The sequence below is a fragment of the Curvibacter gracilis ATCC BAA-807 genome, assembly GCF_000518645.1.
GTDB classification, from domain to species: Bacteria; Pseudomonadota; Gammaproteobacteria; order Burkholderiales; family Burkholderiaceae_C; genus Curvibacter; species Curvibacter gracilis.
Map to the genome: position 1 here is coordinate 1 of NZ_JADZ01000054.1, position 11,106 is coordinate 11,106.

Annotated in this window: 18 protein-coding genes; all 18 read left to right on the forward strand. The window is 61.4% G+C overall.

Going from position 1 to position 11,106, the window contains the following annotated elements; genetic code table 11:
- The coding region (locus L880_RS0124995) for a M48 family metallopeptidase (protein WP_027477959.1) at window positions 1–484 on the forward strand (484 nt) is incomplete at its 5' end.
- 7 nt (window positions 485–491) lie between these two features.
- Complete coding sequence (locus L880_RS0125000) at window positions 492–752, forward strand: hypothetical protein (protein ID WP_011798623.1); 261 nt, start codon at window positions 492–494, stop codon at window positions 750–752.
- Window positions 753–755: 3 nt separating this feature from the next.
- Window positions 756–974, forward strand: coding sequence for a hypothetical protein (locus tag L880_RS0125005; RefSeq protein WP_027477960.1), 219 nt, complete (start codon window positions 756–758; stop codon window positions 972–974).
- Window positions 971–1,384, forward strand: coding sequence for a CFI-box-CTERM domain-containing protein (locus L880_RS0125010; RefSeq protein ID WP_027477961.1), 414 nt, complete (start codon window positions 971–973; stop codon window positions 1,382–1,384). The genes L880_RS0125005 and L880_RS0125010 overlap by 4 nt, the downstream gene beginning before the upstream one ends.
- Window positions 1,381–1,905, forward strand: a complete 525-nt coding sequence (locus tag L880_RS0125015) for a Dna2/Cas4 domain-containing protein (protein WP_027477962.1) — start codon at window positions 1,381–1,383, stop codon at window positions 1,903–1,905. The genes L880_RS0125010 and L880_RS0125015 overlap by 4 nt, the downstream gene beginning before the upstream one ends.
- A 23-nt stretch (window positions 1,906–1,928) precedes the next feature.
- Entirely contained in the window at window positions 1,929–2,300 is a 372-nt protein-coding gene (locus L880_RS0125020; RefSeq protein ID WP_027477963.1) for a hypothetical protein, read from the forward strand.
- A 140-nt stretch (window positions 2,301–2,440) separates the two neighbouring features.
- The gene (locus tag L880_RS0125025) at window positions 2,441–2,671 is read left to right on the forward strand and encodes a hypothetical protein (RefSeq protein ID WP_234710895.1); all 231 of its coding nucleotides are present in this window, start codon (window positions 2,441–2,443) and stop codon (window positions 2,669–2,671) included.
- Between the two features lie 12 nt (window positions 2,672–2,683).
- The gene (locus tag L880_RS0125030; protein WP_027477964.1) at window positions 2,684–2,911 is read left to right on the forward strand and encodes an antitoxin VbhA family protein; all 228 of its coding nucleotides are present in this window, start codon (window positions 2,684–2,686) and stop codon (window positions 2,909–2,911) included.
- Window positions 2,908–3,996, forward strand: a complete 1,089-nt coding sequence (locus L880_RS0125035; RefSeq protein ID WP_011798681.1) for a Fic/DOC family protein — start codon at window positions 2,908–2,910, stop codon at window positions 3,994–3,996. The genes L880_RS0125030 and L880_RS0125035 overlap by 4 nt, the downstream gene beginning before the upstream one ends.
- Before the next feature lie 32 nt (window positions 3,997–4,028).
- Window positions 4,029–4,490 (forward strand): hypothetical protein, encoded by a 462-nt coding sequence (locus L880_RS0125040; protein WP_017510481.1) that lies wholly within the window; start codon window positions 4,029–4,031, stop codon window positions 4,488–4,490.
- Between the two features lie 13 nt (window positions 4,491–4,503).
- The gene (locus tag L880_RS0125045) at window positions 4,504–4,764 is read left to right on the forward strand and encodes a hypothetical protein (protein ID WP_009242129.1); all 261 of its coding nucleotides are present in this window, start codon (window positions 4,504–4,506) and stop codon (window positions 4,762–4,764) included.
- 17 nt (window positions 4,765–4,781) lie between these two features.
- Complete coding sequence (locus L880_RS0125050; protein ID WP_027477965.1) at window positions 4,782–6,464, forward strand: zeta toxin family protein; 1,683 nt, start codon at window positions 4,782–4,784, stop codon at window positions 6,462–6,464.
- Window positions 6,465–6,479: 15 nt separating this feature from the next.
- Window positions 6,480–7,691 (forward strand): DUF1173 domain-containing protein, encoded by a 1,212-nt coding sequence (locus L880_RS0125055; RefSeq protein WP_017510479.1) that lies wholly within the window; start codon window positions 6,480–6,482, stop codon window positions 7,689–7,691.
- A gap of 128 nt (window positions 7,692–7,819) precedes the next feature.
- A complete protein-coding gene (locus L880_RS0125060; RefSeq protein ID WP_245615359.1) occupies window positions 7,820–8,212 on the forward strand; it encodes an HAD domain-containing protein in 393 nt (130 codons plus the stop codon).
- A gap of 158 nt (window positions 8,213–8,370) precedes the next feature.
- Window positions 8,371–8,646: an HU family DNA-binding protein gene (locus tag L880_RS0125070; protein ID WP_009242125.1), complete on the forward strand. Its 276-nt coding sequence runs from the start codon at window positions 8,371–8,373 to the stop codon at window positions 8,644–8,646.
- A 3-nt stretch (window positions 8,647–8,649) separates the two neighbouring features.
- A complete protein-coding gene (locus L880_RS0125075) occupies window positions 8,650–9,693 on the forward strand; it encodes an OmpA family protein (protein ID WP_027477966.1) in 1,044 nt (347 codons plus the stop codon).
- A gap of 9 nt (window positions 9,694–9,702) precedes the next feature.
- Window positions 9,703–10,404, forward strand: a complete 702-nt coding sequence (locus tag L880_RS0125080) for a phospholipase D family protein (RefSeq protein WP_027477967.1) — start codon at window positions 9,703–9,705, stop codon at window positions 10,402–10,404.
- An 84-nt stretch (window positions 10,405–10,488) separates the two neighbouring features.
- Window positions 10,489–11,106, forward strand: a 618-nt coding sequence (locus L880_RS35250) for a nuclease-related domain-containing protein (RefSeq protein WP_245615361.1), incomplete at its 3' end; no start/stop codon positions are given.

Consider the following 11,106-nt stretch of genomic DNA (forward strand, 5'->3'; position numbering starts at 1 on the left):
GGCAACCATCCCTGATAGTCGCCCCGTCTTCCTGTATGACCATGCCGACAAGGAAGCCAACACTGTGGGGCTGCTGCCGAGTCATTCGCGCATCTACGTGACAACCGGCCTGCTGGCCAGCATGAGCGACGACGGTATGCGGGGCGTGATCGCCCATGAAAACGCCCATGTTCATGAGCGCCACATCTTCGCCACGTTCACCTATGCCTGCTGCTTTGCTGTGAGCAGCCACCTCCTGGACAACAACAACTTTTTCTTTGCCGCCTTCCTCCTGTTCCTGGGGATTCGCCGGTATTGCGAGTACCGGGCGGATGCCGGCGCTGCGCAGTCCGTAGGGCGCGGAACGATGTTGACGGCGCTGCGCGAGCTGGCCGTGTTGTACCCCTCGAAATCCTGGGTTCGCTGGTTCTCGTTCGCCAATGCCTACCCGACCTTGGCCATGCGGATGCGGGCCGTGGAAACCGGGCGCAAGGCCCTTCTGTGAGATGAGCATGGATGCCTTCTACCTGCAATGGATCGGCTGCGCGTTTGGGGTGCTGGGGGCCTTGATGCTGGCCCTCAATAACCGCTTGTCCGGCTGGGGCTTCGTGTCTTTCCTGGCCTCGAATGTCTGCTGGATCGGCTTCGGCGTCATGACCGACGCGCCGGGCCTGATCTTCATGCAAGTGGCTTTCACTGCCACCAGCCTGCTAGGCATTTATAGGTGGATGCTGGCCAAGCCCGACTTTCGCGCGCGAAAGTCGATGGAGTGAGTCATGCGGCCATCCTACTGCATCAGTTTCTACTTCGTGTTCATTACCCTAGTTGTTGGGTGCTGTATTGCCGTGCTTTGGTTTGTGCGGGAGTCGGGGCTTGTGGAGCTGTTCCACGTAGCGGCCGCTGTTGTGTTCATGGCCGGTGCTTTGGCGATTTACCACGCAATGGAATGGTTTGCGCGCCTGCCCGAGTTCAATTCTGAACGGGGGCGCGAATGAAGAAAAAGTACCACACGATCACCGACATCGTAGGCACGGTTTACTGCGAGCAAAAGGTGGTTTTCGACCGTGAGCGTGGGGATGCCCGGCCGCTGGAGGTTCGGGCGAAGGCCGCTGCCGGCACCTTCGAGCACCTACGGTTTCAGGTCGAAGGGCAGACGCGCGCAGCGATTGATCGGCGCTGTTTCATTGCCACCGCGATCTACGGGCCTGACGCCCCTGAAACGGACTTTCTCCGGGCGTGGCGCGACCGCGTGCTGATGCCGACAACGACAGGGCGCTTTTTCGTCCAAGCCTACTACGCCATTTCGCCGGCATTGGTGCCGCTACTGTGCCGGAGCCGAGGTGCTGCCAGTGCCGTGCGTGCCGCACTGAATGCCCTGCTGGCCACGCTGGGGATGCCGCGATGAGCAACTTGCCGAGCTACATCCTTTTCGGGCTGGCCCTGGCCCTGGCCGTCTGGACTTTCATGGTCTGGCGGGGATTCACTCAGAACTGGCTTCCCTCCGAACTTGCGGCCGGCAAGGTTGCTCAGGTGGAGCGCAATCTGTTCATCAATGCGCCGTTTCCCGTGGTGGGCCGGCCCGATCAGGTGTATCGGCTCCCCGATGGGCTGCATGTCCCTCTCGAAAACAAGAACCGCGATGCCCACCGCGTCTATGAGACGGACATTGCGCAACTCTCTTTGCAAGCGTGGCTGCTTCGCCTGAACGGACTCGAAACCGCGCCCTTTGGCTTCGTGGCCATCAACAACCGGAAAACCCGCGAGCGCCGCGCCATCCGCGTGGAACTGCGCGACGACGCCTATTGCGAGCAGTTGGTGGCCCGGTACATCGACATCACCGAGCGCCGCGCCAAAGCCCGCCGAAGCCGGGGCCGGAAGTGCAACACATGCGGGCACCGTTCCGAATGCTTTTCTCTCAACCCTTAACCAACAACATGGAGATTCCACCAATGACTATCCCTGACCGCGAACTGCGCCTGATGGAAACCTTCGTCGGGCTTCTCAGCGACCATCAAAAGGACTTCGAGGGCTTCGTGCGCGACGTGGAGAACGTCCGCTACTGCCATACCCCCATCGACGGCCAGCAGATCAATCGTTGCGAGTACGCGCTGCGCAACATGGAGATTCGCCTGCTGACCATCCACAACTGCATCCAGGCCGGCAAGTTCGACGCTGACACGCTCGATGCGCTGGTTCAGACCAAACACGCCTGGGCGAGCATGAAGAACCGAGTGGATAGCTACCTGGGCGAAATCCACCAGATCATCAGCCAGACATCCGCCGCGTTGCGGCCGGTGCGAGACAGTTTGGTGGCTGCGTGATCGCCCTGCCCTTCCTATTGACGTTATCGCGCTAAACGCCTAGTGCCAGTAGGAGTTTTTTGATAAACTTGCTTTCATCGTGAAAGCACAATAACGGCAACTGAATACTGGTACTGGACTCCCGCATGGACAACTTACCGATGGACGCGCTGCTGACGCAGATATGGCAAATGGTTTCTCCCTATGTGGGTGGGGCATGGGCTGCGCTGCAACGCATCTTCGCTGAAACCCCTACCCCGCTGCTGATCGGCATTGTCGTTGGCTTGTTGCTCGCGCGCGTGTTGCGCGGCGTGTTGATCGTGGCGGGCTTGGCGGCTGTGGTGTTTGTTGCCGTGCGGGTGTTCGGCATTGCCGTGCCCGGCTTGGGCTGACTGGGGGCAAACATGGAAGACAAGAACCCGTATGAACTCGATACCGGCCCGGTGGCTACGCCCCATCCGGCCGACGTGCGCCGGGCGCAGTTTGCCCAAGCCAATGCTTCTCTGGCCCTGGAGGGAATGCCGGTGGACGCTGCCGACCTTGCCATTCAGGAGGCAGTCATTGCCGGCACCCTGACCCCTGACGAGGCTGTGGCCAAGTACCTCGAACGTGCGCGAGGGGCCGCCCAATGAGCGAGCAGGAAGACTACACCTACCCCGGCACGCACGTTCTCAAGAACAAGGCAGACATCCGCGACCTCGCGGCGCTGCAACGCTTTGAGCGCGGCGCAACGGCTGTTCGCATCCAGGAGCTGCGCGAAAACCCGGTACGGGGCGAGTACGACTTGGCCCACCTTCAGGCGATCCACAAGCAGGTTTTCCGGGATGTGTACGAGTGGGCCGGCGAAGTGCGCAAGGTGGATATTGCAAAGGGGCCTGCCGGCGACCGAACCCTGTTCACCTTCAAGGAAGACATCCCGCAGAAGGCGCAGGAAATCCAATCCGCGATCAAGGAAGCCAACTATCTGCGCGGGATGGACAAGGAGCAGTTCAGCGGGAAGATGGCCGAGGTCTATGCCGGCGTGAACGAAATGCACCCCTTCCGCGAAGGGAACGGCCGCACGACGCGCGAATTCATCGGGCAGCTCGCCAAGGATGCGGGCTATCAGCTCGATTACTCCAAGGTCGATAAGCAGACATGGAACGAGGCCGCCAAGGAGTCCGCGCGCGGCAACCTGGAGCCAGCGCGCGAAGTTTTCTACGAAATCACGACCGTGGAGCGGGCGGTGGCCTTCGACAAACTGGCCACGCGCGAAGCTCTGGCCAAGCATCCCGAGCTGGATGGTGCCTACAAGATGCTGCACGACGCCCACCGTGCCGGGCAGGACGCCGCTTACCTGCGGGCAGAAATTTCCAAGGAGCTGCACAGCGGCCGGCTAGTGGGCGATGGCGTGACGCTGGACGAGTCCAAGCGCGTCATCGACCACGCCGCAGCCTATCGCGGGCTGATGGTGCGGGACGCCGAACGGCTTGGCGGGCAGTTCAAGGGCGAAGTGGTGGCGGTTTCATCGCACCACGCGATGCTCCAAGTGGGCGACATGATCGCCGTGCGCTACGAACGCGCCAATCTGGATCGTGACCTTGCCGTGGGCGAGCGCGTGACGATCCAGTACGACAAGGCGCGCAGCCAAGTCTATGAGCAGGGCAAGGAGCCGGCGCGGGATCGTGGCGGCAAAGACATGCAGATGGAGCGCGAGCGCGTGCCGACGCCGCGCTGACTTTCGCGCGCGAAAGACCGACGGAGAAGAACATGAATCGAGAAACGCTTGAGCTGCTGGTTTTTGTGGGGATGTGCTTTGCCGCGTCCTACCTGTTGATGCGCGAGTTTCGTGCCTACCTGGATGCCGTCTTCAGCCGTTCCCCCGGCGAGCCGTGGGCCGATGTCTGGAAACGCGCCCATGCCGAGCACGACCTGAACCGTAAGGCCCAGCTCGAAATGTTCGGCTCCAAGTGGGCGACCGTAGGGGGCCGCTTGCTTGTGGTGGGGCTTGTCATCGCTGGGGTGTGGTTTCTGGCTTTCGTCCCCGTTGCGGCCGTGCTGCTGGCTGTCTATCTGGCGTGGGGGTTGTACGCCACCCGCAGCCTTGGCTTGACGGCCAACGACGTGTATGCGCGCCTGCTGAAACGCGACCGCATCACCTACCGCCTGCTGCACGCGGCCCTGTGGCCGCTCCATGCAACCCAAGCCAAAAACCAATCCGGTAATCAGTGAGGAATCCACGACCATGACCAACCAACTTTTCAGCCGTGCCGGCGTCCGCTACGAGGTGGCGCTGGATGTCCTGGGGGCCATCATCGCCCACCACTCCGAAGCCATTGCCGCCGAACGCGAAAAGGCTACCCCTGACGAGGCCGTGATTGCGGCCGCTCAGAAAGCGAAGGACGAGCTGCGCACGATCCGCGAAGACCTCGATCCGAATGCTGACGAGGCCATCGAGCGCGTCATCACTCAGTACGGCCAACAGGCCCGCGACCTTTACCAATAAGGCAGGAGGGCAGACAAATGGCTGGGGAGGTTTCCAAGTACGCAATGGAGAGCGCCTACAAGGATGTAGAGCGCGATGCACTGGCAAGAACGACGGCGCAGGAGAATCCGAAGGCGATCCTGTTGGGCGGCCAACCAGGATCGGGCAAATCGGCGCTGGCCGCCGAAGCGATCCGCGAGCTGCGCGCCAACGGCGGCGCTGTGGTGATCGACGCCGACCGGATGCGCGAGGAAAACCCGCGCTACAAGCAGCTTTCGCGCGAAGACCCCCAGCACGCCGCCGACCGAACGCAGAAAGAGGCCGGCGAATGGGCTACCCGCCTCACGTTGGCCGCCGTGGAGAACCGCCGCAATCTGGTGGTGGACGGCACGATGCGCAGCCCGGAGAACATCCGGGACTTGACCACTCGCCTGAAGGAACAGGGTTACGAGGTGGAGGCCCGAGTGTTGGCCGTCAACCCGGAAACCTCAGTGACCCGCGCACGGCTGCGCTTCGAGGAACAGGTGGCCGAGCGCGGCACCGGGCGATTCGTCAACAAGGAACAGCACGACAACGCCTACAACGGCATGGTGGAGTCAGTGCGCGCCTTGGAGCGCGACAAGCTCACCGACTCGGTGCGCGTCTATGACGCCAATCAACAGCAAATCTACGAGAACAGCCAAGAGCGCGGAGAGTGGAAGCGGCGAGCAGCAGCGGTTGAGGTGTTGGAGCAGGAACGCGGGCGCGCTTGGACGCACGCCGAGCGGCGCGATTACGTGTCCGCCCTGGACGACATCAATACGCTGGCCAAGCAGCGGGAGGGTGTGCGCGACAACGTGACCTACACCGTGGGCACCGTGGCCAAGAACGATGCGAAGGACTACAGCAACGTCAATGAAGCCGCCAGGGCCTTCCGGGATGCCAAGGCTGAAGACCAGCCCTATGTGATCCGCACCGAGCGCCTTCCCAATGGCCGGGAGTCGGCCTCGACGCCGGGGCAGACCACGTACACCGAGAAAGATGGTGTGCGGGAGTATGGCAAGTACATCGGGGGCAACGACGAGGCCCTAAAGCGGGCCTACGCTGATGCCTTGCGGCCGGAACAGGAGCGCACCGCGCGGCCGGTGCTGGCCGACCGTGACGAGCTGGCGGCCAAGCTCGAAGCGGCTCGAAACGACTTGGCCCGCTTCGAGCAGACCCCAGCCTATCAGCGCGCCCAGGCATTCGACCAGCTCACCAAGCGCGAGGCGCTGGAGCGCCACCCGGAGCTGGACGGGGCCTACAAGCAGCTTCACGACATCAAGCAGAGCTGGACACCTCAGACCAGTCAAGGCCAGCGGGAAACCAGCTACTTCAATGCGCGTGCCGAGCTGTCCGAGCAGCTTCACCGGGGCCGCGTCCCGGAGGGCAGTGTCACCGTGGATGAGTCGCGGCGCGTGATCGACATGGCCGCCAGTCACCGGGGCTTGGTGGTGCGGGATGCGCAAGAACTCAAGCAGGACGTGAAGGGCGAAGTGGTGGCCACCTCATCGCATCACGCCCTGGTGAAGATGTCCGACATGGTGGCTGTGCGCTACGAGAAGGACGGACTAGATCGGGATGTCCGTGTGGGCGAGAAAGTGACGATCCAGCACGGCAACGAAAAGAGTCAGGTGTACGAGCAGGGCAAGGAGCCGGCGCGGGAGAACGCGCGGGACGTGGGCCGGGACATGGGCCGGTAAGAAAGGGAGAAAAACATGGCGATCTACCAGATTGGCGGGCAATCCATTCATTCCGACGACCCAGGCTTGCCCGAGCTGCTGGCCCGCATCTACAGCTCGCGGGAGCGGCCGTTGTGCCTGTGTCGCACCCCCGGCATTGAAATGTACGTGGCCAAAGTTGATGAAAAGTACCTCATCAAACGGATGCCCAATTCTGGTAGCGGCCACGCCCCGGCCTGCGATTCCTACGAGCCGCCGCCCGAGCTGTCCGGGCTTGGCCAAGTCATTGGCTCCGCGATCCAGGAGAACCCCGACGAAGGCACCACGGCGCTGAAGTTCGACTTCGCATTGTCCAAGGGCGCGAGCCGATCCGCGCCGGCACCGAGCGGCAAGGAGACGGATAGCGTCAAGACCGATGGCAACAAGCTGACCCTGCGCGGCACCCTGCATTACCTGTGGGAAGAAGCAGGTTTCAACCGCTGGGCACCGACGATGGCCGGCAAGCGCAGTTGGTACGTGATCCGCAAGTACCTGCTGCAAGCAGCCGAGGACAAGACGGCAAAAGGCGCGAGCTTGGCCGGAATGCTCTACATGCCCGAATCGTTCAACGCCGAGAAGAAGAACGAAATCACCCAGCGGCGACTCGCGCAGATGATGCGAATCGCCACACCCGAGAAGGGCACACGGCGCTTGATGCTTGTGGTGGGGGAAGTGAAGGAACTGGCTCAGTCACGCTACGGGCACAAGATCGTCCTCAAACACCTGCCCGATTGCCACTTCATGATGAACGACGACATCTACAAGCGGCTGCTCAAGAGGTTCGAGGTGGAGCTGGGCCTGTGGGATGCCTTGGAGGGCACCCACCTGATGATGATCGGCACGTTCAGCATCGGCGCTACCGGCGTAGCCTCGCTGGAGGAAGTCGCGTTGATGTGCGTGACCGAGAACTGGATTCCCTTTGAAAGCACCTTCGAGAAGATGGTGCTCGATGCGCTGACGCAGCAGAACCGGCGATTCATGAAAGGGATGCGGTACAACCTGCCTTCCACGCGGCCGCTGGCCTGCGCGGTGGCTTCGGATACCGAGCCGGAGCCGACCGCCATGTACGTGGTTCCGCCTGGGGCCAGTGAAGACTATGCGGCCGCCGTCGATGAATTGATTGCGGAAAGCAAGCTCCCTTCATGGAAGTGGGTGGCTGGCGAGGCTCCTATGCCGGCGCTGCCCGAGCTGCCGGAGCACGGCCGATGATGGGCGCCCTACTCCGCTTCGTCGGCATTCGCCCGACCGTCGCCCCGACTTTCGCGCGCGAAAGTCTGCCGGTGAATCCCCGCGCGCCACGCTGGGCGCTTCAGCGTGCGCCCCGTGGCCCCGTCCTGATGCTGGACATCGACGGGGTTCTGCACCCTGGCCAGTCTGGCACGCTGATTTACCTGCCCCTGCTGGAAACGTGGCTGCGAGCGCATCCCGATGTTGATGTGGTGATTTCATCCAACTGGCGCGAGACACACACGCTGGATGAGCTGCGCAACTTCTTCTCCATAGAGCTGCGCGAGCGCGTTATCGGCTGCACGCCCGTTTTGCCTGATTGCACCAGGCTGGACGAGATCCTTTGCGTTGTCCGCGAGTACGGCGTCACCCAATGGGCCGCCCTCGATGACCGCGTGCAGGAATTTCCAGATACACGCCGGCTGGTGGCCACCGAGTACCTGGACGGACTTACCGGGGAGTCGCTGCTTCAGCTCACCCGCGTGATGTGGGCAGCGCCGTGAAGGTGTGGAACACCCTCCTTTGCCTGTTTGGCATCCATTCGCCGCTGTCCACGCCCATCTATTCGAGCTGGGACGGCACCCAAGTACATGAACGGCGCTGCGCCCGTTGCGGCAAGGTGCTGGGTCATATCCTCAACTGACGACACACGGAGATTTCCATGAACCGACAAGACCTGATCGACGCCATTGCTGAAGACACCGAAGCATCCAAGGCGGCCACCACGCGCTTTCTCGATAGCCTCATCACCATCGTGCAGAACGAGGTGGCCAAGGGTGGCGCGGTGAAGCTCACCGGCTTTGGCACTTTCGAGAAAGCAGCCGTCGCCGCGCGCACCGGGCGCAACCCGAAGACCGGCGCGCCGATCAAGATTCCCTCGACCCATAAGCCGAAATTCACGCCTGGGGCCACGTTCAAGGACTTGGTGAAGGACTGAACCATGAGCAAACATCCCGACTTGAACGGAACCGCGCTTGCGCTGCTGCGCGCGCTCGACCGTGGCGAAGTGCGGGGCATTCGGGTGCTTTCGGAGCGCGCGGCGGGCCGCCCATTGTGCGGCGCTGTCGATCTGGACGTGATGCGCGAGTACCTGGGTGAAACCCGCCACCTTATCGACCGCGGCTATCTGTCGCGCAAGCCTGCCGGCACTTCCATCAGCCTGTCTCTGACGCGCAAGGGCCGGCGCGCACTCAATCCCAGCGCGTCGTTCTGGCCAGCGCCTGTGACTTGGGCGCTGGGGGCCTCGATGCTGGCCGCTGGCGTAACGGGATGCGCACCGATGCCTCCCGAGCAACCCCGTGCGCTCCTGATGGGCGCGCCAGTTCTCACCGGACTGGCCCAGGTGCGCGATCTGCAAACCGGCACCGACTACTTTGTGCCGTGCAATCCGTGTGCAGCACCAACGCCCAAGACTCCAATGCTGGGCAGCGCCGATGTTGCGCCCGAGGCGAACGGCAAGGCGGCAGCACGGCCGCAGCCTTCGATCTTGGCCAAGCTCGACGCCCACACTGTTGCTACGCTGGCCATGCCGGCCGAGGCGGATGCCATCCCAGCCGGCTCTGCCCAGCTCACCGACGACGTGCGCCCCGTGACGGTGGTTGCAGTCGGCCCGGCCACGGCCGCGCCAGTCGCTGTTACGGCCTCCCGTTCCTTGCGCTCGCTCCCGTTTTCCAGCTCCGTGGCAAATCTGAACGATGAGGCCAAGCGTAGCTTGTCCGAGCTGCTGCCGCTGGCCATGACGGCCGAGCGAGTCTTGATCCGTGGCCGCACCGATTCGACCGGCACCGTGGCCGGCAATCGCGCCTTAGCCATCGCACGGGCTGCGACTGTGCGCGCCGCGTTTGCCAGCGGTGGCGTTGACCCCCGCAAGCTGAAAGTCTCCTACTGCGTGACCTGTTTTGTCGCCTCGAATGACACCGAGGCGGGGCGCAGTGCAAACCGGCGAGTAGAGGTTGAGCTGGTGATGCCGTCCGTAACCAAGTGAGGGGAAGCAATGCCGCGATTCCTAAATACGAGTGCTACAAATTACTTCCTTGAAGAACTAATCAAAACGGCAAAGGATCGCCTGATTCTTATCAGTCCGTTTCTGAAACTGAACGACCGAATCAAAGAGCTTTTGGCAGACAAAGATCGGCTCAAGATCGACGTGCGGATTGTTTACGGGAAAAGCGAACTCCAACCCGAAGAAATCCATTGGCTTCAAGGCTTGTCTTATGTGCGGACGAGCTTTTGCAAGAATCTACATGCAAAGTGTTACCTCAACGAGGAAACCTGCATCATCACCAGCCTGAACCTCTATGAGTTTAGTCAGGTTAACAATAATGAAATGGGGGTGCTGCTGACTCGGGCCGACGACGCCGCTGTGTACCGTGAGGCGTATGAGGAAGCCTTGCGCATCATTCGGATAAGTGACGAAGTGCGCATTTCCCTGGAGCGCGTGAATGCCGATGGTGATGATAGCGACACGAGTGAAACCGATGGTAAGCACGGAAAACTAACCACTTCCAAGCTGGCCAAGAAGCTGGGGATGAAGACGGATTTGCTGCTATCCGCCCTCACGGATGCCGGCTATCTCTCTTGCGTTGATGGCAAACACTCCCTGACCGATAAGGGGTTAGGGGTAGGCGGCGAATTCATCCCGAAGTCTCGCTTCGGAGCGTACTTTCTGTGGCCGGATGGCCTCCAGTTGCCATAGGCGAGGTGTTGCGTGTTTTTGTTCAAACTAGCCCTTGTTGGGTGCGTTTTCGCTTCGGGATATTTCATCGGCCGGTTTCGGCGCATGGGACTTGAAAACACTGGCGAGGGCGCTATCCGTGACCTGCTGACTCGACAGTTTCCCGGCGAGGAATTTCACCTCATGAACAACTTGACCCTGCCATGCAGCGACGGCACTACGCAGATCGACCATGTATTGTTGTCGCGGTATGGGGTGTTTGTCATCGAGACAAAGCATTACACAGGGTGGATATTTGCCAATGCTGATTCTGCGAAGTGGACACAGGTGATCTATCAAGTCCGCAATCAATTCCAAAACCCTATTCGCCAGAATTTCAAGCATGTCCAAGTAGTGCGCCGCCTTCTCGACTTCGTTCCCAATGAGCACATTCATTCGCTGGTTGTTTTTACGGGGGATGCTGAATTCAAAACCCCAAAACCGGACGGCGTTTTTTCTCCGCTGGGGCTTGTAAGCCATCTGCATGGCTTTGCTGAAGAAGTCTTGACGGTGGATCAACTTCATACAGCAGTGGGCCGCCTTGAATGCGCGCGCAGGCTGATTTCTGGCAAGACAGACACTGAACATCAACCTGAATCCGTGAGCCCAGGCGCACGCATGCTCGGGTTGGTCTGTTTTGTTGGGTCGTGCCCGTTCAATTTGACAGCCTGGGAGATGACATCA